This is a genomic window from Amycolatopsis sp. NBC_00355 (genome assembly GCF_036104975.1).
In the GTDB taxonomy this organism is placed as follows: domain Bacteria; phylum Actinomycetota; class Actinomycetes; order Mycobacteriales; family Pseudonocardiaceae; genus Amycolatopsis.
Genome location: NZ_CP107982.1, coordinates 6,682,627 through 6,706,598, shown reverse-complemented (window position 1 = coordinate 6,706,598; position 23,972 = coordinate 6,682,627). Strand labels below are relative to the sequence as shown.

19 protein-coding genes are annotated in these 23,972 nt (G+C 70.2%); 9 read left to right on the top strand and 10 right to left on the bottom strand.

Going from position 1 to position 23,972, the window contains the following annotated elements; all coding sequences use genetic code 11:
* Positions 1-21: 21 nt before the first annotated feature.
* From OHS18_RS30445 to OHS18_RS30435, 3 genes are all read right to left on the bottom strand, one after another.
* On the bottom strand, positions 22-933 hold the full coding sequence (locus OHS18_RS30445; protein WP_328613208.1) for a hypothetical protein: 912 nt from the start codon (positions 931-933) through the stop codon (positions 22-24).
* 100 nt (positions 934-1,033) lie between these two features.
* Positions 1,034-1,942: a hypothetical protein gene (locus OHS18_RS30440; RefSeq protein ID WP_328613207.1), complete on the bottom strand. Its 909-nt coding sequence runs from the start codon at positions 1,940-1,942 to the stop codon at positions 1,034-1,036.
* A 122-nt stretch (positions 1,943-2,064) separates the two neighbouring features.
* Positions 2,065-2,889: a hypothetical protein gene (locus OHS18_RS30435; protein WP_328613206.1), complete on the bottom strand. Its 825-nt coding sequence runs from the start codon at positions 2,887-2,889 to the stop codon at positions 2,065-2,067.
* 114 nt (positions 2,890-3,003) lie between these two features.
* Here OHS18_RS30435 and OHS18_RS30430 point away from each other — a divergent pair, with 114 nt between their 5' ends.
* Positions 3,004-3,777, top strand: a complete 774-nt coding sequence (locus OHS18_RS30430) for a deoxyribonuclease IV (protein WP_328446837.1) — start codon at positions 3,004-3,006, stop codon at positions 3,775-3,777.
* A 46-nt stretch (positions 3,778-3,823) separates the two neighbouring features.
* Here OHS18_RS30430 and OHS18_RS30425 read toward each other — a convergent pair whose 3' ends face one another.
* A complete protein-coding gene (locus tag OHS18_RS30425) occupies positions 3,824-5,383 on the bottom strand; it encodes a glycosyltransferase family 87 protein (protein WP_328613205.1) in 1,560 nt (519 codons plus the stop codon).
* Between the two features lie 48 nt (positions 5,384-5,431).
* Complete coding sequence (locus OHS18_RS30420) at positions 5,432-6,490, bottom strand: ROK family transcriptional regulator (RefSeq protein WP_328446841.1); 1,059 nt, start codon at positions 6,488-6,490, stop codon at positions 5,432-5,434.
* Between the two features lie 56 nt (positions 6,491-6,546).
* Here OHS18_RS30420 and OHS18_RS30415 point away from each other — a divergent pair, with 56 nt between their 5' ends.
* Positions 6,547-7,593 carry a Gfo/Idh/MocA family oxidoreductase gene (locus OHS18_RS30415; RefSeq protein WP_328613204.1) on the top strand — a complete coding sequence of 349 codons (1,047 nt, stop codon included), beginning with the start codon at positions 6,547-6,549 and terminating at the stop codon, positions 7,591-7,593.
* Positions 7,594-7,662: 69 nt separating this feature from the next.
* On the opposite strand, the gene OHS18_RS30410 is transcribed toward OHS18_RS30415, so the two are convergent.
* The 4 genes from OHS18_RS30410 to OHS18_RS30395 all read right to left on the bottom strand — a co-directional run bounded on the left by OHS18_RS30410 (position 7,663) and on the right by OHS18_RS30395 (position 16,093).
* Positions 7,663-10,128, bottom strand: coding sequence for a transglycosylase domain-containing protein (locus tag OHS18_RS30410; protein ID WP_328613203.1), 2,466 nt, complete (start codon positions 10,126-10,128; stop codon positions 7,663-7,665).
* An 80-nt stretch (positions 10,129-10,208) separates the two neighbouring features.
* On the bottom strand, positions 10,209-12,452 hold the full coding sequence (locus tag OHS18_RS30405; RefSeq protein ID WP_328613202.1) for a transglycosylase domain-containing protein: 2,244 nt from the start codon (positions 12,450-12,452) through the stop codon (positions 10,209-10,211).
* Between the two features lie 427 nt (positions 12,453-12,879).
* Entirely contained in the window at positions 12,880-15,627 is a 2,748-nt protein-coding gene (locus tag OHS18_RS30400) for a transglycosylase domain-containing protein (protein ID WP_328446849.1), read from the bottom strand.
* Positions 15,628-15,694: 67 nt separating this feature from the next.
* The gene (locus OHS18_RS30395; protein WP_328446851.1) at positions 15,695-16,093 is read right to left on the bottom strand and encodes a DUF5318 domain-containing protein; all 399 of its coding nucleotides are present in this window, start codon (positions 16,091-16,093) and stop codon (positions 15,695-15,697) included.
* Positions 16,094-16,338: 245 nt separating this feature from the next.
* On the opposite strand from OHS18_RS30395, the gene OHS18_RS30390 reads away from it, so the two are divergent.
* From OHS18_RS30390 to OHS18_RS30375, 4 genes are all read left to right on the top strand, one after another.
* Complete coding sequence (locus tag OHS18_RS30390; protein WP_328613201.1) at positions 16,339-16,893, top strand: PadR family transcriptional regulator; 555 nt, start codon at positions 16,339-16,341, stop codon at positions 16,891-16,893.
* 68 nt (positions 16,894-16,961) lie between these two features.
* The gene (locus OHS18_RS30385; RefSeq protein WP_328446855.1) at positions 16,962-18,050 is read left to right on the top strand and encodes an inositol-3-phosphate synthase; all 1,089 of its coding nucleotides are present in this window, start codon (positions 16,962-16,964) and stop codon (positions 18,048-18,050) included.
* 101 nt (positions 18,051-18,151) lie between these two features.
* Positions 18,152-18,682 (top strand): RNA polymerase sigma factor, encoded by a 531-nt coding sequence (locus OHS18_RS30380; protein ID WP_328613200.1) that lies wholly within the window; start codon positions 18,152-18,154, stop codon positions 18,680-18,682.
* Positions 18,679-19,410 carry a hypothetical protein gene (locus OHS18_RS30375; protein WP_328613199.1) on the top strand — a complete coding sequence of 244 codons (732 nt, stop codon included), beginning with the start codon at positions 18,679-18,681 and terminating at the stop codon, positions 19,408-19,410. Before OHS18_RS30380 ends, OHS18_RS30375 begins: the two co-directional genes overlap by 4 nt.
* Here the strand turns inward: OHS18_RS30375 and OHS18_RS30370 are convergent.
* Positions 19,376-20,014 (bottom strand): HAD family hydrolase, encoded by a 639-nt coding sequence (locus tag OHS18_RS30370; RefSeq protein ID WP_328613198.1) that lies wholly within the window; start codon positions 20,012-20,014, stop codon positions 19,376-19,378. The two genes, OHS18_RS30375 and OHS18_RS30370, sit on opposite strands and share 35 nt — an antisense overlap.
* Before the next feature lie 67 nt (positions 20,015-20,081).
* Between OHS18_RS30370 and OHS18_RS30365 the strand changes: the two genes are divergently transcribed.
* The 3 genes from OHS18_RS30365 to OHS18_RS30355 all read left to right on the top strand — a co-directional run bounded on the left by OHS18_RS30365 (position 20,082) and on the right by OHS18_RS30355 (position 23,901).
* A complete protein-coding gene (locus OHS18_RS30365; RefSeq protein ID WP_328613197.1) occupies positions 20,082-20,540 on the top strand; it encodes a MarR family winged helix-turn-helix transcriptional regulator in 459 nt (152 codons plus the stop codon).
* The gene (locus OHS18_RS30360) at positions 20,530-21,747 is read left to right on the top strand and encodes an MFS transporter (protein WP_328446865.1); all 1,218 of its coding nucleotides are present in this window, start codon (positions 20,530-20,532) and stop codon (positions 21,745-21,747) included. Before OHS18_RS30365 ends, OHS18_RS30360 begins: the two co-directional genes overlap by 11 nt.
* A 99-nt stretch (positions 21,748-21,846) precedes the next feature.
* Entirely contained in the window at positions 21,847-23,901 is a 2,055-nt protein-coding gene (locus OHS18_RS30355) for a PhoX family protein (protein ID WP_328613196.1), read from the top strand.
* Positions 23,902-23,972 lie beyond the last annotated feature (71 nt).

Sequence of the window (23,972 nt, the reverse complement as noted above, 5' to 3'; positions counted from 1 at the left end):
GACAGCGGGGTGGGCTGGGCCTCAGGCGGCCCGGCGCAGGACCCAGGTCCGCACGAGGCCCGCCGTGACGCCGGCGAGCACGATCACCGCGAGCAGCATCGGCAGCTGGACGTCGTTCGAGCCGAGGGGCGAGGACAGCGACTGCGCGTTGCCCGCGTCGCGGATGTCGGCGCCCTGGCCGGTCTGGTCACCGGTCCCGGCCTGGGGCGCGGAGGCGTCACCGGGGAGCGTGCCGTTCGCCGGGTAACGCACCCCCGGGGCGACGGCGGTACCCGCGGTCGCGGTGGGGATGCCGCCGTAGTCGCGCATCGGCGCGGTCCCGCCGCTGCCGCCCGCGGTGCCCGGGTTCAGGTTGGAGAGGTTGCCGGTCGAGCCGCCGGGGGCGGTCGCGGTGCCGCCGCCCTGCTGCGCACCGGTCCCGCCGGCACCGGGCTGGCCGCCCGGGGTGCTCGGTGCGACGTAGTTGGCGGCGAGCAGGGTGAGGTTGCAGCTCTTGGCGACCGTGCTCTCGACGCTGTTCAGCGTCTTGTTCCAGTCCAAGCCGAGACCCCACGTGCCGGAGGCCGACAGGGCGGCGCGCACGGCCTTGCCGATCGCGGCCCCGTTCGCCTCGCCGCCGGCTGTGTTCGGCACCTGTCCCACCAGGATGGCGTGGTTCTTGGCGATCGAGTCGCCGGCCCAGCTGCCGACCGCCAGCGTTCCCGCGTTGTTCGCGCCGTTCGTGACCAAGGTCTTCACCGAAGCGCCGTCGATCGCGACCTGGTCGCCCATCTGCCCGGAGACCGTGCCCGTGCAGCTGTTGCTCACAACCTGCTGGCCGGCCGAGGCGGTGCCCGCGGACAGGAAGGCGCCCCCGGTGACGAAGGCGGCGACTGCGGTGACGGTCAGTGCGCGGCGGGTCGTCTGCCAGGTGGGGATCTTCCGCACGAGCACTGACCTCCGGAGGTCTATCGGGGCGTCGTCCTGGGCAACAGCAACACCAGGTGTACCAGGATCAACGACGGGGGTACGTGAAAGATACTCGGCAGTCGGCTCAATTCGCAGCGGCCATCCGGCGGAGTACCCAGGTGCGGACCAGACCCGCGCTGACTCCGGAGAGTGTCAAAACCGCGATCAGCAGGGGCAGATTCGACCCGTTCGTGAAACCGTCCTGTGCGGACGGTAGCGCTTCGGCCTGCCCGGCCGTCTGGATTCCGGAGTTGCCGGCCGCCGCGTCGTTCGGACCGGTGAGGCCGTACTGCGGGGCGTAACCCGGGATCTGGCTGCCGTACCGGATCGCCGGCGACGGCGTGAACAGCCCGGCCGTCGCGAACGGGATGCCGCTGTAGTCGCGCATCGGCGCGTAGCCGGTGCCGATGGAGAACGGGAAGCCGCCGAACACCGGGCTGGTCGCGAAGCCGGGCAGGAGCGGGCTGTTGGCGTCCGGGATCGGGGTGGTGCCCTGCGGGGTCCCGCCCTGCGGCGCGCCACCGGGGTTGCCCTGGACCGGCGGGTTCTGCTGCTGGTTGCCACCCGAACCGGGCGCGGGCGACTGCTGCTTGCCGCCGCCGGACAGCGCGGTCAGGCCCTGCTGGGTGCCGCTGGTCAAACCTTCGACGCCCTGGTTGACGGCGCTCGCGGCGGGCGCGCCGATCACCGGGACCGGCGACACGACGGTGTTCACCACGGTCACGGTCACCTTGCAGAGCGTGCCGAGGATCGAGTTGATCGTCCCGGTCAGCACCTGGGTGCCCTGGGTGACGATGCCGAGGTTGAGCGGGATGCCGAGGAGCGGGGTCGTGCCCTGGACCGTGTCGCCGGGCTTCGCCGTCACGCTGCCACCGCAGGGAGCCGTCTTCGTCTCGGCCGCGGACGCGGTCCCGGGCAGGCCCAGGACGGCCGAACCCGCGAGGACGAACGCCGTCGCACCGACCGCCGTTGCTCTGCGTGCCCGGTTCGCCATGCTCGCCGCCCCTTGTCTCGTGCCCTCTGCCCAGGACAACGACGTTAAGGCAGACGGGTAACGCCCGCTCGCTCAGGAATGTCCGGCATTCGAGTGGAAGCGGGCGTCACGGTGGGTGAATCTCAGGCGGGGCGGCGGCGGATCCAGGCCCGGACGAGGGCCGCCGCGACGATCGCGAGGGCCAGCACCGCGAGCAGCATCGGCAGTTTCGCCGGCGGCGTGACGCCGGGCAGCGCCTCCGCGGTGCCGGACTTCTGCTCGTCGACCGTCGGGACCTGCGCACCCGGGATGATCTGGGTGATCACCGGCACCTGCACCAGGCTGCCGGGCAGCAGCGCGGCGTTGGTGAAGACGCCCGAGATCGCGTCACCCGGCAGGCCCGCGCCACCGGCGCCGGTGAGCACCGGGCCGAGGCTGTCGCCGGGCGAGGTCTGCCCGGGTGGCGTCGGCTGTCCGGGAGGCGGCGTCTGCCCGGGTGGCGTCGGCTGCTGGGGCGGTGCCGGGGGTGTGCCGGGCGGCAAGGGCAGCGGCGGCGCGCCGGCTTCTTGCAGGATGCCCTGTGTCGTGTTTCCGACAGCGTTGACAGCGCCCTGCGCGACGGGGCAGACGGCCTTCGCGGCGGCGTCGCCGACCACCGGCACGTCACCGAGGCCCAGCGCCCGCACGGTGTCGCCGACGGGGAGGTTCAGCAGGGGCGTCGAGCCGTTCGTGTTCTTCGCGCTCGAGTCGAGGCCGACGGTCAGCCGGTCCGGGGAGTTCAGGGGCGCGCCGGCGTCCAGGAGCAGGCCGTTCGACCCACCGCGGGCCTGGCTGTTCTGGAGCGTGGCCGCGCAGTCGCCGCCGAGGGTCGGGCTGGTTTCCGCGCTCGCCACGCCCGGTGCCGCGAGGGCGGCGGAAGCGGCGAGGGTGAACCCCAGTGCGATGATCCGGGCGACGTGCTTCCCCATCGATGCCCTCCGGCAGTCGGACCAATCTGGATCACGGAACGCGCTCACGGTACTCCACGAGCGTCACCATCCGGGTCCGCAGCCCGAAGTTCATCCGGGAGTAGCGTGCTCGGCATGCTGATTGGCGCCCATGTCCGTGACGACGACCCGTTGACCGCGGTCGCCGACCGCAAAGCCGACGTCGTCCAGTTCTTCCTCTCCGACCCGCAGGGCTGGAAAGCCCCGAAACCGCACCCCCACGGCGAGGCCATCCTGGCCGACCCGGTCGAGGTGTTCATCCACTCGCCCTACCTCATCAACGTGGCGTCCCTGAACAACAAGATCCGGATCCCGTCCCGCAAGAACGTCACGCAGCACGCGGACGGGGCTGCCGCGGTCGGCGCGAAGGGCCTGATCGTGCACGGCGGGCACGTCGGCGACAACGACGACATCGAGGCCGGTCTCGACAACTGGCGCAAGCTCTTCGAGCGCGAGCAGGAGAAGGGCGGCTTCAAGGTCCCGATCCTGATCGAGAACACCGCCGGCGGCGAGAACGCGATCACCCGCGACCTCGAGGTCATCGCCCGGCTGTGGGACAAGGTCGGCGAGTTCGGTGCCGGGTTCTGCCTGGACACCTGCCACGCCTACGCCGCCGGCTGGGACCTCGCGACCGCCGTCGAGAAGGTCAAGGCGATCACCGGCCGGATCGACCTGGTGCACCTGAACAACTCCCGCGACGAGTTCGGCTCGACGCGGGACCGGCACGCGAACGTCGTCGACGGCGAGGGCACGATCGACCCCGAGGTGCTGGTCGCCGTCGCCCGCGCGGCCGGCGCGTCGGTCGTCGTCGAGACGCCGCCCGACGGCCAGGCCGCCGACATCGCCTACCTGAAAGAGCAGCTGAGCTGAGCCGTGCGGGGCACCCTCATGGCGACAAGAGCCGTGAAGGTGCCCCTCACGCCTGCGGGACGGCGACGGCTTTGCGGCGGCGCCGGGTGGCGTTCGGGATGATCACGTCCCGGGCGCCGTCGAGGAAGCCGCCGGCCGGGTCGTCGTCGCCGGCGAGCCGGACCAGGTCGGTGGCCGGGCGGTAGATCTCGCGGATCACCAGCACGCACAGCCCGACCACGGCCAGGTCGCGGACCACGACCGTGCCGAGGAAGAAGCCTTCGGGCAGGCCCTTGTGGTCGACGCCGAGGTAGTAGAACATCCGCGGCACCCAGACCAGCGCGTCGATCAGCATCCAGCCGAGCAGCAGCCGCCAGCGCGGGATCGCCAGCACGGCCAGCGGCACCAGCCACAGCGAGTACTGCGGGCTCCACACCTTGTTCGTCAGCAGGAACGCGGCCACGACGAGGAACGCCAGCTGCCCCAGGCGCGGCCGCCGGGGTGCCGCGAGCGCCACGTACGCGATGCCCGCGCAGCAGGCGAGGAACAGCACGGCGATCGTCCAGTTGAGGTACGTCGGCGGCTGGTTCTTCTGCAGCACGCCGTCGAAGCCGGCCCAGCCGGTCGTGTACGAGAAGACGTTGTAGAGCGAGTCCGGGTCCATCGGCCGCAGGGTGTTCATCCGGAAGAACTCCCACCAGCCGCGGGTCGCGGTGAGGATGAACGGCGCGTTCACCGCCACCCACGTCACGACGGCGGCCGCCGCGGTGCGCCAGAACGGGCCGAGCTTCCCCGCGCGCAGGCAGAGCACGAACAGCACGCCGAGCAGGAGCAGCGGGTAGAGCTTCGCCGTCGCGCCCAGGCCGAGCAGGAGCCCGGCGAGCAGCGGCCGTTTCCGGGACCAGGCCAGCAGGCCGGTGGCCGTGAACGCGGTCGCGATCGTGTCGAAGTTGGTGAAGGCGTGCACCAGGACCAGCGGTGACGCCGCCACCAGCACCATGTCCCACGGCCGGCGTTTCATCGTCCGGCCGGTCGCCCACACGGTGACCAGCCAGGCCATCGACAGGAAGAACGCCGTGATGTCGAAGTAGATCGCCACCGGTAACGCGCCGGGTAGCCAGCCGGTCTCGGCGATGTTGAGCCAGCCCGCCGCGAGCTTCGCGTTCACCCACTGGAAGAGCCCGGTGAACACCGGGTACTCCATGTACCGGGTGTCGTTCTCCGCGGTCTGCGAGCTCTCCTTCCACGACGTGTAGTACGGGAAGGTGCTCGGCCGGTCGAGCCGCTCGGAGCTGTAGAGCGGCACGATGTCGGAGTAACACATCGCGACGAACGGGCGGCCCGCGCGCCAGTCGAGCTGGGTGGCGCCGCTCGAGTCCTGGTACTGCTGGATGCACGAGCCCTTGCCGAACCAGCAGAGCATCAGGGCCAGCGTCGCCAGGAGCAGGCCGACGCGCTGCGGGGACCAGAACCAGTGCCTGCCGACCGCCGCGTGCTCGCCCAGCGGGCCGCCGACGGGTCTGGTGACCGCCGCCGCGAGGGGGTCGTTCCAGCTCGGGACGACCCGATCCGCCCTGCTCAGCGTCACGGGGCCGGGGTCCGGCTCGCGCGTGGTCTCCTCTGGCACGACCGGGATGTTATCGGTGATCGCCCGACGGCGAGGTGAAGGTGACGATCACGCCGGATTCGCGTAGTACGAGGCCAGGACCTCGGCCGCCGCGCCACGCGTGACGATCTCCTCGCCGAAGGAGTCCTCGACGACCTCGATGCGCTGCCAGTGCGGCAGCGGCAGCAGCTCCTCGAGCCGCTCCGAAACGGCGTCACGGAACGTGCCCGGTTCGTCCCGCACCGCACGTCCGGCCAGCACGATCCGTTCCAGATCGAGCACCTGGACGAGGTCGGCGAGGCCGATCCCGAGGAAGCCGGCGGCGGTCCGCGTGTCGGGGGCCTGCTTGGCCATGATCTCGACGCAGCCGCGCCGCCCGCAGGCGCAGCGGGGGCCGTCGTAGGCGATCGTGGTGTGCCCGAACTCACCCGCGTTGGTGCGCGGCCCCCGGTAGAGCCGGCCGTCGATCAGCAGGCCGACGCCGATGCCGGTGCCGACCAGCACGACCGCCGTCGCCGTCGGCTCGCCGTGCGGCCAGAGCTGGGCGAACGCGGCGGCGTTGGTGTCCTTGTCCAGCAGCACGGGCAGCCCGGTGCGCTTCTCGAGCAGGTCGCGCAGCGGGACGTCGTGCCAGCCGGGCATGCTCGTCGCGTCGCGGACCAGGCCGGCGAGGTGGTCCAGCGGGCCGACCGAGCCCAGGCCGAGGCCGAGCACTTCGAAGCCGTCCGCCAGTTCGAGCGCCGTCGAGCCGATGGCCTCGACGGCCTGCTCGGGGGTGAACCCGACCGGGAGCGGGCCGCCGGCGGTCTCTTCGACCTCGCCGATGAGGTTGGTCCGCAGCACGCGGTACTCGTCGCGATCGAGGCGTGCGCCCAGCGCGTGCCGCGCGCCGGACCGGACGGTCAGCTGCGTGCGGGGCTTGCCGACCCCCACGGACGGCTGACGCTCCTCGTCCAGGAGGCCGGCGTCGAGGAGCTCGGGCACGATCTTGGAGACGGCCTGCTGGGTGAGGCCGGTGCGTTCGGCGAGCTCGACCCGGCTGAGGCCGCCGGCCCGCAGGATGTGCGACAGGAGGAGGGCGCGGTTGTGCTCGCGCACGTTGCGCAGGTTCCTCCCGGTGGCCGCCATGGTCCAGATCTTCGCACGCCTGGTCAATTTCGCAACACTGTTGTTTAATGGGCGCCATGGTGGACGACTTGCGGGTGGGCATCCTCGGCTACGGCATCGGGGGACGCGTCTTCCACGCCCCGCTGGTGGCGGCGACGCCCGGGCTGACCCCGGCGGTCATCACGACTTCGAGCAATGCCGTTCAAGCGCGCACCGACAACCCCGGCGCGACGGTCGTCCCGGACGCCGACGCGCTGTTCGAGCGCGCGGGCGAACTCGACCTGATCGTGGTCAGCACGCCGAACCGCACGCACGTGCCGCTCGCGCTGCGGGCCATCGAGGCCGGCGTGCCGGTGGTCGTCGACAAGCCGTTCGCGCCGACCGCGGCCGAAGCCGAGCAGGTCGTCGCCGCGGCGAAGGCGGCCGGCGTCGGGCTCACCGTGTTCCAGAACCGCCGGCTCGACTCCGACTTCCTCACCGTGCGGAAGGTCCTCGAATCCGGCCGCCTCGGCGACGTCTTCCGCTTCGAGTCCCGCTACGACCGCTGGGTGCCGAAGCCGAAGGACAACTGGCGCGAGTTCGGCGACCCGGCCGAGGCCGGCGGCCTGCTCTACGACCTCGGCGCGCACATCGTCGACCAGGCGCTGCAGCTGTTCGGCCCGGTCACCCAGGTCTACGCGGAGGTCGACCGCCGCCGCGCCGGCGTCCAGGTCGACGACGACGTCTTCGTCGCGCTGCACCACGCCAACGGCGTCCGCTCGCAGCTGTGGGCGTCCGCGCTCACCGGCATCCAGAACCCGCGGTTCCGCGTGCTCGGCGACCAGGCGACGTTCACCAAGTACGGCCTCGACGTCCAGGAACCCCAGATCAAGACCGGGATGCGGCCCGGTGACGACGGCTGGGGCGTGGAACCGACGGCGGACGCGGGGAAGATCGGCGTCGGCAACGACGTCAAGACCGTGCCCACCGAAACCGGCCGCTACGAGCAGTTCTACGCCCAGGTACGCGACGCCCTGCGCGGCGAAGGCGAGTTCCCGGTCGATCCCGAGTCGTCGGTCGCGGCGCTGCGGGTGATCGAGGCGGCACACCGCTCCGGCGTCGAAGGGATCGTCGTCGAGCTCTGACCCCCAGACCGGCCGTGACCTCGGTGTCCCCCAGCTCCGAGGTCACGGCCTTCTTTTCGGCTACGGGGGTCAGCCGCCCGGATTCGGGTCGCCGCTCTGGCCGGAGTCGTTGCCACCGTTGTTGGTGGTGGTCCCGGTGGTGACGCCGTTGTTGTTCCCGTTGTTGTTGCCGCCGTTGCGGTTGCGCTGCCGGTCCTGCAGCTCCTGAAGGCGTTGCTGGAACTGGCGAAGCTGGTCCTGCTGCTGCCGGTTGCCGGGCTGGGCCTGGTTCCGCTGGTCGCGCGGCGGCTGTTGTTGTTGTTGCTGCTGTTGCTGTTGCGGCGGTTGCCGGACCTCGACCTGCTGCTGGTCCACCGGCGAACTGATCGCCGCGACGCGGTCGAAGCGTTCCGCCGGTTTGCCCTGCAGGTACAGCTGCATGAAGCGGTCCCAGATCGGGCCGGCGAGCGTCGACCCGAAGATCGGCGCGCCACCCGGGCCGTGCAGCGCCTTGTCACCGTCACTGCCCACCCACACCGCCGCCGAGACCGAGGGTGTGTAGCCGACCATCCACGTCTGGGCGTTCGCGTTGGCGGCCGACGCCGGTTCGTCGTTCTGCGGGGTGTGCTGCTGGGTGCCGGTCTTGCCGGCGCACTCGTGGCCGGTCGGGCAGGTCAGCCGCGAGAACTGGATGACCGGGGCCAGCGCGGCCGTCACGTTGCCCGCGATCTGCGCGCTGCGGGCCGCGTCGTTGTCGGCGAACGCGTCGCTCGCTCGAGCCTTGGCCTCGTAGGCCGTTTCGCCGTTCGCGTTGGTCACCTTCTGCACGAAGTGGCGGTCGCGCTGGACGCCGCCGGCGGCGAACGTCGCGTAGCCCGACGCCATGTCCGCCGGCGTCACCTGGGTGCCGCCGCCGCCGATCGAGATGTTGTTGTCGCCGGTGAACAGCTGGCTGCGCCCGCCGTTGCCGGAGGTCCGGATACCCGCCTCCTGCGCGGCTTCCGCCACCCCGGACGGCTTCGTCACGTTCAGCACCATGTCGTAGAACACCGTGTTCGTGGACCGCTGCATCGCTTCCGCGACGGTGCACTGGTCGGAACAGCTGCTGCTGTCACCCGCGTTGCGGATCGGCAGGTCGACGCCGGGAAACGTCCGCGGTGAGGTGCCGTCGAACCGCGCGTCGAGGCCGCGGCCGAGCTTGAGGAACGCCGCCAGGTCGAACGGCTTCATCGACGACCCGGGGTTGTGCGGCTCGTCGGCCCAGTCCCGTCCGGCCTGGTCCTCGCCGTTCGGGCCCTTCACCACCGGATCGCCGCCGTAGTAGGCGAGCACCCCGCCGGTCTTCGGGTCGACGGCGACCAGCGCGTCGAGGATCTGGTTGTCGGTCTGCTCGGCCATTCCCTCGGTCACGGCCTGCTCGGCCGACTGCTGCGCCTGCGAGTCGATCGTGGTGAACACCTGGAACCCGCCGCGGTAGTACTCCTGCTCGCTGATCCCCTGCGCCGCCAGCTCGGCCTTGACCTGCTTCTTGACGAACGGGTTCAGCGCGCCGGCCTGCTTGCTCTCCACCAGCGGGATCGGGGTCGGGAACTTCGCCCCGGCACGCTGGGCCGGCGTCAGGTAACCGTTCTTGAGCATCCGGTCCAGCGCCGTCGTCCAGCGGGCCGTGGCGACCGCGGTGTTCTCCGACCGGCCCGGCTGCTGGATCAGCCCGGCCAGCAACGCGGCCTGCGAATAGTCGAGCTGGCCGACGTCCTGGCCGAAGTACGCCTGCGCGGCCGCCTGGATGCCGTACGCGCCGCGGCCGAAGTAGATGATGTTGAGGTAGGCGGTGATGATGTCCGCCTTCTCGTAGGTCTGGTTCATCTTGAACGACTTCGCGAGCTCGGTCCACTTGCGCGTCAACGTCGGATCGTCGTCGCCGGACGCGTTCTTGATGTACTGCTGGGAAATCGTCGAACCGCCACCGGATCCGCCGGTGACCTGGTTGTACGCCGCCCGCAGGATGCCGCCGACGTCGAAGCCCGAGTTCGTCTCGAACGACGCGTCCTCGGTCGCGATCACGGCTTTCTTGACGACGTCCGGGATCTGGTTCGCCGCCAGGATCTGCCGGTTCCCGCCGGCGGGGGTGTCCTTGCCCATCTCGGTGCCGTCGCGGTAGAGGTACGTCACGGCCTGGCCCTGCGCCTGCGCGACGGTCTCCGGTGACGGGACGTCGACGGCCAGGTAGGTGATCACGAACGCGATCGCGGGGACGACGACGAACAGCCCCGCCGCCACGTACCCGATCCGCCGGATCCGCCGCCAGCGCCGTTTCCGCACGTCCTGCTGGGTGCTCGGCCGGGGCCGCTGCGGCGGCCGGCCCGGGCGCGGCACCAGGATCGGCACCGTCGGCGGGTCGTCCGGCTCGGTGCCGTTGTGCACGTGGTGGGTGATCAGCTCCGGTTCGCTGCCCTGCAGCCCGGCGCGGGGCAGCGGCCGGGCGGCCGGTCGCCGGGTACGGCGACGCGGATCGGGAGCGCGACCGGAAGACGTGCGGGTTCGGTCGTTGTTCACGGGCCGGCCTCCACGGTGGGCTGCGGACGCAGTCCTCTCGGAGGGCACACGTACCGCGGCCCACCGTGGTTCAGCCGTGACTAGTTGCCCGGGTCGGCTCCCGAGGTCGGCGTCTCCTTCGACGACGTCGGCTTCGTGTGCTTCGGCGTGCTCTCCTGCGTCGACGACTGGTTGCCGTGGCCGTTGTCGTTGCCGTTGTCCCCGCCGTTGTCACCCTGGTCGCCGCCCTGGTCGGGGTTCTCGTCCGTCGGCGTCGATTCGGTCGTCGTCGCCACGTCCGACGACGGCGGCGGCGCGACCTCGCCGCCGATCCGGTCCACCTTGTCGAACTTCTCGCCCGGCTTGCCCGCCAGGTAGAGCGACATGAACTTCTGCCACATCGGGCCGGCGATCGTCGAGCCGTAGATCGGCGAGTTGTTCTTGCCGTGCAGCGGCTTGTTGCCGTCACCCCCGACCCAGGCCGCCACCGAGACCGACGGCGTGTAACCGACCATCCACGTCTGCGAGTTCGCGTTCGCCGCCCACGACGGCTCCCCCGCGGTCTTCGTGTGCTGCTGCGTCCCGGTCTTGCCGGCGCACTCGTGGCCGGCGGGGCACTTCAGGTGCGAGAAGTCGATGACCGGCTTCAGCGCTTCGGTGACGTTCCCGGCGATCTGGCGGCTCTTGTCCGAGTCGCTGTCGAACGCCGGCTTGGAGTCCGCCGAAGCCTCGTACGCGACTTCGTTCTGCGCGTTGACGACCTTCGTCACGAAGTGCCGCGCGCGCTGCTCGCCGTTGGCCGCGAAGGTCGCGTACGCCGAGGCCATGTCCACCGGCGTGATCTGGGTTTCCCCACCGCCGAGGGAGATGTTGTTGTCCTTGGTGGAGATGATCGACTGGCCGCCGTCGTCCTTGGTCGTGACGCCGGCTTCCTGCGCGGCTTGCTTGACCGGGCCCTGCTTCGTCTGGTTGAGGACCATGTCGTAGAACACCGTGTTCGCCGAGCGCATCATCGCCTCGGAGACGGTGCACTCCTTCGAGCAGCTGCTGCCCGGGCCGGCGTTGCGGACGACACGGCCGTCGAACGTGCGGTTGTTCGAGCCGTCGAACGTCACGTCGAGGCCCTTGCCCATCTTGAGGAACGCCGTGAGGTCGAACGCCTTCATCGACGAACCGGGGTTCTGCGGGGTGTCCGCCCAGTCGCGCCCGGCCTGGTCCTGCCCGTTGACCTGGATGATCGGCTTGCCGCCGTAGTAGGCGAGCACGCCACCGGTCTTCGGGTCGACCGCGACGAGCGCGTTGAGCAGCTGGTCGTCGACCTGGCCCTTCATCGCCTCGGTGGCCGCCTGTTCCGCGGCCTGCTGCGCCTTCGGGTCGATCGTCGTGTGCACCTGGAAGCCGCCGGAGTAGTAGCGGTCCTCCGGGATGTCGTGCGCCGCGAGCTCGTCCTTCACCTGCTGCACGACGAACGCCGGCGGCGCGCCGGCCTGCTGCTTGCTGTCCTCGAGCGGGATCGGTGTCGGGAACTGCGCCGACTGGCGCTCGGCCGCGCTGATGTAGTTGTTCTTCAGCATCCGGTCGAGCGCGGTGTTCCAGCGGTCGTGCGCGACCTTGTCGTTCTCCGACCGGCCCGGCTGCTGGATCAGCCCGGCGAGCAGCGCCGCCTCCGAGTAGGTCAGGTCCTTCGCGTCCTTGTGGAAGAAGGCCTGCGAAGCCGCGCCCACGCCGTACGCCCCGCGCCCGAAGTAGATGATGTTCAGGTACGCGGTGATGATGTCCTTCTTCTCGTACGTCTGGTTCATCTTGAAGGACTTGGCCAGCTCGGTCCACTTGCGCGTCAACGTCGGGGCGTCGTTGTCGGTGGCCTTCTTGATGTACTGCTGCGAAATCGTCGAGCCACCGCCGGTACCGCCGGTGGCGTTGTTGAACACTGCGCGCAGCAGGCCGCCGACGTCGAAGCCGGAGTTCGTCTCGAACGAGTCGTCCTCGGTCGCGATCGCCGCGTGCTTCATGATGTCGGGGATCTGGTCCGGGCTGAGCAGCACCCGGTTGCCGCCGCGCGGCACGTCCTTGCCCATCGGCGAGTTGTCGGCGTAGAAGTACGACACCGCCTGGCTCTGGTTCTGCGCGACCTCCGTCGGCGACGGGACGTCGACCAGGAAGTACGTGATGACGAACGCGATCGCGGGGAGCACGAGGAACACCCCGACGAAGCCGTAGCCGACGCGCCGGATGATCTTCCAGCGCCGCTTCTTGCGCTGTTCCGGCGTGAGGACCGGTTTGCCGTCGCCGTCGGGCTCCGGGTCGTCGTAGGTGTCCGGCTCTTCGTACGCGTGGTGCGTCATCAGCTCCGGACCCCCGCTCAGCGGCGGCGGTTCGGGCCGGTGGCCGCGTGGCTGCTGCCACGGCTGCTGTGGCTGCGCCGGGGGTTGCTGCTGCGGTCGGCCCCCGGGCGGCGTCGGCGGGCGGCGCGGACCCTGGCCGCGGGGTCCCTGTGGTCCGGACGGCCCCTGACGGCGCGGATCAGGACCCTGGCCGGGCCAGGAGCGGGATCGATCGTCGGGCACGGGGCAGTCCTCCAGTCGATGACATCCGGGACTTCGCCCCGGCCGGGGGCTCCGCCACCCGGAACCCCCGCAAAACAGCCAGTGGGCGGCAATGGTCGCCACCCCTGTTGGAAGGGACGCGCGTGAAGCGCCCGGGTTGCCGATGATCACTCCGGAAACGGTTCAGGGCCCTCCGCGCGATCGCGGAGGGCCCTGAACGGAGTGGTTAACCCGGGCCTGCGCCCGGTGGGGCAGCGATCCCGCCACCACCTCCGTTGCCGAACGTGTTACCGATCCCGGGATCGGGGGTTCCCGGCGGGCCGGGTCGCGTCCGGCTCGTCTTCGTGGTCGACGTGTTCGTCTCGGTGCCCGTCGGCTCGGTGCTGGTGGTCGTCTCCGGGGTGCTCGGCGGCGGCGTCGTGGTGGTCGGCGTGTCCGGCGGCTTCGTCGGCGTGGTCGTCACGGCGTTGACGTCCTTGCCGATCGCCTGCACCTTGTCGAACTTCTCCGCCGGTTTGCCCTTGAGGTAGAGGTTCATGAAGTTCTGCCACGTCGGACCGGCGACGGTGGCACCGAAGATCGGCTTGTTCTTCGGGTCGTGCAGCGGCTTGTTGCCGTCACCGCCGACCCAGACCGCGGCCGACACCGACGGCGTGTAGCCCACCATCCACGTCTGCGCGTTGCGGTCCTTGTACGCGGCCGGGTCGCTGTCCTTCGCCGTGTACTGCTGCGTACCGGTCTTGCCGGCGCACTCGTGGCCGGTCGGGCACTTCAGGTTCGAGTGCGCGATGACCGGCTGCAGCGCCTCGGTGACGTTGCCCGCGATCTGCTGGCTCTTCGACGCGTCGTCGGCGAACGCCGGGTTGGTCTTGATGTTGTTCTCGTCGAACTCCACCTCGTCCTGCCCGTTCGTCAGCTTCCCGACGAAGTGCTGCTCGTGGTAGACACCGCCGCTGGCGAACGACGCGTACGCCGCCGCCATGTCCTCCGGTGTCACGGCCGTGCCACCACCACCGAGCGAGATGTTGTTGTCGTCGGTGTAGAGGACGCTCTTGCCGTCCGGCGCGACCTTGACCCCGGCTTCCTTCGCCGCTTCCGCGACCCGCGACGGCTTCGTCACGTTCAGGACCATGTCGTAGAACACGGTGTTCGCCGAGATCTCCATCGCCTTCGCGACGGTGCAGTCCTTGCCGCAGCTGGCGCTGTCACCCGCGTTCCGGACGACACGGCCGCCCAGCGACCGGTTGTTGGAGCCGTCGAACGTCTCGCCGAGGCCCTTGCCCATCTTCAGGAACGCCGTGAGGTCGAACGCCTTCACCGACGAACCCGGGTTTCGCGCCTGGTTGGCGTGGTCCTGGTTGATCTGGTCCTTGCCGTTCGGGTCCTTCACCAGCTCCGGGCCGCCGTAGTAGGCGATCACCCCGCCCGTTTTCGGGTTGACCGCGACCAGCGCGTTCAGCAGGTTCTCGTCCGTCTGGCCCTTCATACCCTCCTGGGCGGCCTGCTCCGCCGCGGCTTGGGCCGCCGGGTCGATCGTGGTGTAGATCTTCGCGCCGGTCGAGAACAGCTTGTTCTCGTCGTACCCCTTGGCGAACAGCTCGTCCTTGATCCGCTGCTGGAGCTGGTAGGTCATCTTCCCCGAATCCTGCTCCTTGTTGGAGTTCTTCGGGATGGGCGTCGGGTACTGGGCGGCGGACCGGTCGGCCTGGGGCAGCCACTTGTTGGCCACCATCTGGTCCATCACGTACGTCCAGCGCTTCTGGGCGTACGCCTCGTTCTCCGAGCGGCCGGGGCCCTGGATCAGGCCGGCCAGCAGGGAGGCTTCGGAGGCGTTGAGGTCCTTGGCGTCCTTGTTGAAGTAGGCCTTGGCGGCCGCCTGGATGCCGTTCGCCCCGCGTCCGAAGTAGACGATGTTCAGGTAGGAAGTGATGATCTCTTCCTTGGACTGCTGGTTGTTCATCTTGAACGACTTCGCCAGCTCGGTCCACTTGCGGGTCAGGGTCTGCTGGTCGTTCTGCGTCGCCTGCTTGATGTACTGCTGGGAGATCGTCGAACCACCACCCTGGCCGCCGGTCACCTGGTTGAAGACCGCGCGCAGGATGCCGGTGACGTCGAAGCCCGAGTTGGTCTCGAACGTCGCGTCCTCCGCCGAGTAGACGGCGTGCTTGACGACCTCGGGCACCTCGCCCGGCTTCAGCAGCTGGCGGTCGCCGCCCGGGGGCAGCTCGCGGCCCAGCTGCTGGCCGTTGGCGTCGAAGTAGGTGATCGGCTGGCTCTGCAGTGCCTTGATGCTCTCCGGCGTCGGCACGTCCACCAGGAAGTAGGTGATGACGAACGCGATCGCGGGAACGACGAAGAACAGGCCGACGAAGACGTAGGCGCAGCGGCGGATGATCTTCCAGCGGCGCTTCTTCTTCTGCGCCGGCGTCAGGACCCTCTTGCCCTTTTCGTCGAGCTCGGCCTGGGGCTCGACGTCGTCGGCGTACTCGTTGAACGCGACGTCGTCGTCGTAACCGTCGTCGTACGGGTCGCGGCCGAGGTCGTCGGTGCCGTTGTGCGCGTGGTGGGTGATCAGGTCCGGCTCGCGCCCGGGCGGCGGCACCGGACGGCGGCCGCCCGGTGGCTGGCGGAAGCCCTGCGGCGGCGAGCCGGGCGGACCCTGCTGCGGCCGCTGACCGGGCGGCGGCGGGACCGGCCGCCGCGGCGGCATGCCCTGCTGACGGGGTCGCTGCGGACGGCGCGGGGGTTCGTCGGCGGGCCACTGGGGACCGCCTTCGTCGCCGGCCGGCCACTCGGGCGCGGCGCCGCGGCCGTTGGGGACACCACGCGGCGGCGTGCCGCGCTGGGGTCGCCGGGGGGCTTCTTCGCCGGGCCAGGCCGGTCCGGGGTCCTCCCCGGGCCACGGGCCCGACTGGGCACGGCGAGGTGCATCTGGCTCCTGGCCGGGCCAGGAGCGGTTGCGATCGTCGGTCACGAATGGGCCTCCCAGACCGGCACCCGGTAGCGCGCCGTTCTGCGCTCTTCAGCGGTAGTGATACAGCTCACCGGCCCGCGGTCCTTCGCGGACCGTCGGCCGGCTCCCCCGTGCCCAGGACGTACGACCGGACCAGGTGGTTCCAGTGGCACGCTTGGCACACCTCGACGTCGTACACGGTGAACTCGGCGAACAAGCCGGCCATCCTGGCCAGCTCTTCGGGGGTCCTCGCCGAGCCCGCGACGTGCTTGAGTTCGTCACCGTAGACCCAGGACACCAGGGTCAACGGTTCCTGGCGGCAGATCGGGCAGGGCTGGTCACCGGCCCGGCCGTGGAACTTCGCCGCCCGCAGCAGGTACGGGCTCGCGTCGCAGGCTTCATAGCCGCCGACGCGCCCGGAGCGGACTTCGGCCAGCAGCGCACGGCGCTGCAAGGCGAAGTCCACGACCTGCCGCTGGTTAATCACCAGGACAGAGTACGGGCTCTTCCTGTGTGGTCCACGCCCCCTAGCGTGACCTCTCTCGCGGTTGCCGGGGACACGCCGGACGTTCGATAACTCTCCGGTGAATTTCGCCCACGATCTGCTGATCCCGCCTGTTGGCTTCGCCACTTCGATGTATCGGAGCGATATAGTGGCTGAGTAGGTTGAACCGACGCGATCATTCGGAGCAACGTCGATCGCCGAGGTTTGTTCCCGGAAGGGGGTGCGCTGTGCTGGAGTTCGCGATCCTGGGTCTTCTGCACGAAGCGCCCATGCACGGGTATGTGCTGCGCAAGCGGCTGCACGAGACGCTCGGCACGCTCCGGACGTTCTCGTACGGCTCGCTGTACCCGACCCTGCGGCGGCTGCTGCGGGCCGGGTACCTGGTCGAAGAACTCGACGAAGCCGACGATCGCGCGTGGTCCCGGCGGGGCAAGCGGGTCTACAAGCTCACCGCGGAGGGCAAGGAGCGCTTCGGTGAGCTGCTCGGCGACGCCGGGCCGCAGACCTGGGACGACGAGGGGTTCGGCGTGCACCTGGCCTTCTTCTCGCGGACCCCGGCCGACGTGCGGATGCGGATCCTCGAAGGCCGGCGCCGGCGCGTCGAAGAGCGCCGCGAGGGTTTGCGCGCCGCGCTGGCCAGGACCGAGGAGAGGATCGATCGCTACACCCGCGAGCTGCACCGGCTGGGCCTGGAGACCAGCGAGCGGGAGGTGCGCTGGCTCAACGAGCTCATCGCGCACGAACAACACGAACAAGCCGAGCGGCAGGGTCCCGAGACCTGAGCCGGGCGGCCGCGCCGCAGCGTAGCGGCAGACCTACTGAACAGACACGGATTGAAGGAGAAACCCCCATGGGCGAGAACCGCCGCGTACGGGTGGCCATCGTGGGCGTCGGCAACTGCGCGGCGTCGCTGGTCCAGGGTGTCCAGTACTACCGCGACGCGGACCCGGCCACCCGCGTCCCCGGTCTGATGCACGTCGACTTCGGCGGCTACCACGTCCGCGACATCGAGTTCGTCGCCGCGTTCGACGTGGACGCCAAGAAGGTCAGCCGCGACCTGTCGGAGGCGATCTTCGCGTCCGAGAACAACACCATCAAGATCGCCGACGTGCCGCCGCTCGGCGTCACCGTCCAGCGCGGTCACACCCACGACGGCCTCGGCCGCTTCTACCGCGAGACGATCGAGGAGTCCGACGAGACCCCGGTCGACATCGTCGCGGCGCTCCGCGAAGCGCAGGTCGACGTGCTGGTGTCCTACCTGCCGGTGGGTTCCGAGGTGGCCGACAAGTTCTACGCGCAGGCCTGCATCGACGCGGGCGTCGCGTTCGTCAACGCCCTGCCGGTGTTCATCGCGTCCGACCCGGAGTGGGCGAAGAAGTTCACCGACGCCGGCGTCCCGATCGTCGGTGACGACATCAAGTCCCAGGTCGGCGCCACCATCACGCACCGCGTGCTGGCGAAGCTGTTCGAGGACCGCGGCGTCCAGCTCGACCGGACGATGCAGCTCAACGTGGGCGGGAACATGGACTTCCTGAACATGAAGGAGCTGGAGCGCCTCGAGTCGAAGAAGATCTCGAAGACCCAGTCCGTCACCTCGCAGATCGACCGCGACCTCGGCAAGGCCAACATCCACATCGGCCCGTCCGACTACGTGCAGTGGCTCGACGACCGCAAGTGGGCCTACGTCCGGCTCGAGGGCCGCGCCTTCGGCGACGTGCCGCTGAACCTGGAGTACAAGCTCGAGGTGTGGGACTCGCCGAACTCGGCGGGCATCATCATCGACGCCGTCCGCGCCGCGAAGATCGCGCTCGACCGCGGCATCGGCGGCCCGATCCTGTCGGCCTCCTCCTACTTCATGAAGTCGCCGCCGGAGCAGTACGACGACTCGACCGCGCGCGACGCCGTCGAGAAGTTCATCCGCGGCGAGCTCGAGCGGTAGCTCCCGCGTTCGGTCGGAGGCCACCACCGGGGGAAACCCTGGTGGTGGCCTTCTTCGCGTGCTGCACTAAACCGGTGGGGTGGGGCGCGCGTGAGCGTGGTGTGAGTGCGAGCGTCGGGGAGAGCGTGCCGGGGGACCTGGGCGCGCCGACCTTCCACGCCCTGTTCCAGGAGTACTTCGCCCAGATGACCCGGCTCGCTCACCTGCTCGGCGCGGACGACGCGGAAAACGTCGTCCAGGAGGCCTTCGTCAAGCTCCACCAGCGCTGGGACACCCTGACGGACCACACCCGCGTGGCGGGTTACCTGCGCGCGACCGTGGTGAACATGTCCCGGTCGCGGACCCGGCACCTGCGCGTCGTCCGGCGGACGCCGCAGGAGGTGCCCCCGGACGAGCTGTCGGCCGAGGTCCGGGCGGTGGCCAACTGGGAACACCAGCGGATCCGCGCGGTTCTGGGCAAACTGTCCAGGAGGCAGCGCGAGGTGCTGGTGCTGCGCTACTGGCTGGACCTGAGCACGGCGGGCATCGCGGAGACATTGGGGATCTCTCCGGGCACGGTCAAGGCGACCACGCACCACGCGATGGAGAATCTGCGCAAGCACCTGGGGGACGACCTGGGAGGTGAGCGATGACCGACCTCGAACGCAAACTGGCCGAGACACTGCGGGAGCAGGGCGGGGAGGTCACGCCCGACCTCGCCGGCGCGTGGGCGGAACAGCTGCGTCGCCAGCGAAGGCCGCGAGCGGCCCGCCGCCGGTTGACCCTGGTGGTCGCCCCGCTGGCGGCGGCGCTGGTGGTGCTGACCAGCGTGCTGCTGGCGACCCAGCTGCAGACGGCGCCTGCTCCGGTGCCGCCCGCGAGCCGGGGTCAGGAGCTGACGCTGCCCAAGCCCGAGTACTCGCCCGCGGGCTTCATCGAGAAGGGTGAGCCGATCGCCCTCACCGACTTCGTGGGGCAGACCGACAACTGGACTTCCTACGCGGTCTTCGCCTCCGCCCTGAACACGACCTTGTTCTGTGTCGAGGCGTTTCCCAAGGACCTCAAGGGCGCACCCAGTCCCGGCGTGGTGCAGGCGCAGTTCGGGATCAAGTCGCCGTCGTGCGTTCCCCTTTCGACCGGCAGCGTGTGCGCCGGCTACGTGGGCGAGGCCGGCGGTCCGCTGCCGGCGGGCAAGGCGATCTACCTCGTCGACCCGGCCGTGCGGGAGCTGAACCTCTTCGACGCCAAGGGCGACCTGAGCCAGGCCAAGCTGGTCGGCCGGCTGGGGCAGCAGCAGCTCTTCCTCGCCGACGTGAACCCGGATTCGTCGCCGGTGCGCTTCGAGGTCAGCTCGGAGGAAGCGCGGCCGGCAAGCCGGTGATCGTCTCCACCACCGCCGTCGCCTGCTTCAGCACCTCGGGATCCGGCGGGAAGTGCGGGTTCGGCACGGCGTACACCGCCATCCCCGCGGCCAACGCCGACCGCAGCCCGTTCGTCGTGTCCTCCACTGCCGCGCACTCCGACGGCGCCACCCCCAGCAGCTCCGCCGCCCGCAGGTACACATCCGGCGCCGGCTTCCCCGCGCCGACCTGCTCGGACGACACCGCCGCGCCCACCGGCAGGCCCGTGACGTCCAGGAAGCCCTTGATCAGGATCACCGGCGACGAGCTGGCGATCGCGACCGGCCACTTCTTCGCCACCGCCCGGACGACGTCGACCGCGCCGTCGATCAGCGGCGGCTGCTCGGCGTACCGGGCCGCCATGCGCTTGACGACGATCGTCGCGATCTCGGGTGGCGTGAGCCGCGCGCCCAGCTCTTCGACCAGGTAGCGGGCCCATTCCGGGGTGCTCATCCCCTGCTGCGCCCGCGTCGCCTCCTCGCGCCAGGTGCCGCCGTGTTCGGCGACGACCGCGCGGCGGACCTCGTCCCAGATCCGCTCGGAGTCCACGAGTACGCCGTCGAGGTCGAAGATCACCGCGTCCATGCTCCCGAGCGTAGCCTGTGAGACGAGTTACTTAGCTACCCTTACTAATATTTGTTAGCCTGGCTAAGTGACTTCCCCGATCGCCGATCTCGCCCACCGGCTCCGGCCGCTGGTCTTCCGGCTGTACCACCAGGTGCGCCGCACGACCCCGCAGCTGACGCTGACCCTCACCCAGGGGTCGGTGCTGAGCGAGCTGGTCAACGGCGGGCCCCGGCGGATGAGCGCGCTGGCGGAGTTCGAGCAGGTGAAGCTGCCGTCGATGACCGACGTGGTCGGCCGCCTCGAACGCCTCGGCCTGGCCACCCGCACGCCGGACCCCGCCGACCGGCGGGCGGTGCTCGTGGACGTCACCGACGAGGGTCGTCGCTTCTACGCCGAGATGGTCACCGCCCGCGAAGAGTTCCTTCGCGAACGCCTGATCGCGATGGACGACGCCGACCGCGCTGCGATCGAAGCCGCCCTGCCGGCTCTCGCCAAGCTACTCATCGATACGAAGAAAGAAGCACTGATCAGTGATGAGCGCTGAACACCACTCGAGCCTGCTGGACGCGGTCAAGGGCCAGCCCAAGCAGGTGTGGATCACCGCGTTCGCCGCGGTCATCGCCTTCATGGGGATCGGTCTCGTCGACCCGATCCTGCTGTCCATCGCCAAGGGCCTCGACGCGACGCCGTCGCAGGTCACCCTGCTCTTCTCGTCCTACCTCGGCGTCCAGGTCATCGCGATGCTGGTCACCGGCGCGGCGAGCGCCAAGTTCGGGCCGAAGCGCACCGTGCTGGTCGGGCTGACGCTGATCGTCGCGGCCACCGCGCTGTGCGCGGCCGCCGGGTCGATCGAGCAGCTCGTCGGGCTGCGCGCGGTCTGGGGTCTCGGCAACGCGTTCTTCATCGCGACGGCGCTCTCGGTGATCGTCGGCGCCGCGACCGGCGGCCAGTCCGGCGCGATCCTGCTCTACGAAGCCGCCCTCGGTGTCGGCCTGTCGGTCGGCCCGCTGCTGGGCGCCCTGCTCGGCAGCATCTCCTGGCGCGGCCCGTTCGTCGGCACGTCGATCCTGATGGCCGGCGCGCTCGTGCTGTGCGCGATGTTCCTGAAGAGCGACAAGCACGAGAAGCGTGATCCGATCAAGCTGCTCGACCCGCTTCGCGCGTTGAAGCACGCCGGCCTGCTGCGCACTTCGGTCGCGTCGGCGCTCTACACCGCCGCGTTCTTCACGGTGCTGGCCTGGTCGCCGTTCGTCCTCGGCTGGAGCGCCATCGCCGTCGGCCTGATCTTCTGCGGCTGGGGCCTGGGTGTCGCCGTCGCGGGCGTCGCGCTCGCGCCGCGGCTGGCCGCCAAGCTCGGTGAGCGCCACGCCGCCGCGGCCGCCGTCTTCGGGTACGCCGTGCTGATGCTGGTGCTGGCCGTGCCGAGCAAGCCGGTGCTGGTCGCCGGGATCATCGTCTCGGGGCTGGTGTCCGGGCTGCTGAACACGCTGTTCACCGGCACCGCGATGTCCATCAGCGACGCGCCGCGCCCGGTCGCCAGCGCGGGGTACAACTTCTGCCGCTGGCTCGGCGGCGCCGTCGCGGCGACGCTGGTCGGGCACGTGGCCGAGTGGTTCGGTTCGCCGCAGTCGCCGTTCATCGCCGCCGCCGTCCTGTGCGTCGTCGCCGGTGGCCTGCTCTCGCTGCGGGAGAAGAAGACCGACTCGCACGCCGTGCCGCAGGAGGCCGCGCTCGTCGGCGAAGAGTTCTGACGAAGGCCAGTACATCCGGCGTTCACTCGAATGTCTGTATTGACTGGTTTGGGAGACTTACGGTCGGGTTCGTTCCCGAACTCCCACCATGGAGGCCTCGTGCCCGACCGTCTGCTCCCGCTCTTCCCCGCCCACCCCGGCGGCCGCTCCCCGGTCACCTGCGAATACCGCTGCGGCAACGCCTGCGCGCACCCCGAGCCGAACGAGTCCGGCAACGCGTACTTCGGTGACGTCGTCAAGGACATCTCCCGCCGCCGGGCCTTCCAGGCGGGAGCCGTGATGGCCGCCGCCGCGGGCGGGTTCGCCGCACTGTCCGGGACGGCCGCCGCGGCGCCCGCGCCGAAACCGCGTCCGGCGCCCGGCACCGACTTCGACCCCGTCCCGCCGAACAAGCTGGACGCGGTCGTCGTCCCGGAGGGTTACGGGCAGCGCGTCGTCATCCGCTGGGGCGACCCCGTGGTGCCGGGCGCGCCGAAGTTCGACTTCACGAAGCAAACGGCGGCCGCGCAGGCGAAGCAGTTCGGCTACAACAACGACTTCGTCGGCCTCATCCCGCAGGACGCGCTGGGCCTGGACAACTTGCTCGTGGTGAACCACGAGTACACCGCCGAGGTGCACCTGTTCCCGGCCGACCAGTACGACCCGGCGAACCCGACCGAGGAGCAGGTGAGGATCGCCTGGGCGGCGCACGGTCTTTCGGTGCTGCAGGCGCGTCGCGATCCGATCCGCGGCGGCCTCGAGGTCGTGCCGAGCCGGTTCGCCCGCCGGATCACGCTCGACACCGTCTTCGAAGTCCGCGGCCCGGCCGCCGGCTCGAAGTACCTGAAGACGTCGGCCGATCCGAGCGGGCGCAGGGTCCGCGGCACGCAGAACAACTGCTCCGGCGGCGTGACGCCGTGGGGCACCGTACTTTCCGGCGAGGAGAACTTCCACCAGTACTTCGCGAACTCCGAGACGGTGACCGACCCGGTCGCCGCCGCGCGGCTCAAGCGGTACGCCATCGGCACCGGCGCCAGCACCCGCAAGTGGGAGCGGTTCGACAAGCGCTGGGACGTCGCCCAGGAGCCGAACGAGCCGAACCGGTTCGGCTGGGTCGTCGAAATCGACCCCAACGACCCGCACTCGACGCCGGTCAAGCACACCGCGCTGGGCCGCTTCAAGCACGAGGGCTCGAACATCAAGATCACCGCGGACGGCCGGGTCGCCGCCTACTCCGGGGACGACGAACGCTCCGAGTACATCTACAAGTTCGTCTCCAAGGGCAAGTACAAGCCGGGCAAGAGCGCGCACGCGCGGCGCCACAACTCGGCGCTGCTCGACGACGGCACGCTGTACGTCGCGCGTTTCACCGGTGACAGCCCGGTATCCGAGATCGACGGCACCGGAAAGCTCCCGTCGGACCACGAGTTCGACGGCACCGGCGAGTGGCTCCCGCTGGCGAGCGGCAATAAGTCCTTTGTGGACGGATTCACCGCCGAGGAGGTCTACGTTTTCACCCGGCAGGCGGCCGACAAGGTGGCCGCCACGAAGATGGACCGGCCCGAGGACATCGAGCCGAACCCGGTCACCGGCCGGGTCTACGCGGCGCTGACCAACAACAGCGACCGCGGCGCGGCGGGCAAGGCCGGCGTCGACGAGGTGAACCCGCGCGTGGCCAACAGGAACGGGCAGGTGCTGGAGTGGGAGGAGGCCCGCGGCGACGCGGCGTCGACGACGTTCTCGTGGCGGCTGCTGCTCGTCTGCGGTGACCCGGCCGCGGCGGACACCTACTACGGCGGTTTCGACAAGAGCCAGGTCAGCCCGATCTCCTGCCCGGACAACGTCGCCTTCGACCGTCACGGCAACCTCTGGGTCTCGACCGACGGCAACGCGCTCGGCGTGAACGACGGCCTGTTCTCGGTCCCGGTCACCGGTCCGGAACGCGGGCACGTCAAGCAGTTCCTGTCGGTGCCGGTCGGCGCCGAGACGTGCGGCCCGAACGTCACCGACCACGTCGTGCTCGTCGCGGTGCAGCACCCGGGTGAGAACGCGGCGAGCTCGGCGGCGCCGACGTCGCACTGGCCCGACGGCGGCACCGCGCAGCCGCGGCCGTCGCTCGTGTCGGTCTGGAAGAAGGACCGCTTCGGCCGGCCCGGCCGGATCGGCGAGCGCTGACGCGCCGGGTCCGCACCGGCCGAGGTTCACTCTGAAGTGGACCGCTCTCGGCCGGTGCGGGCCCGGGCCCC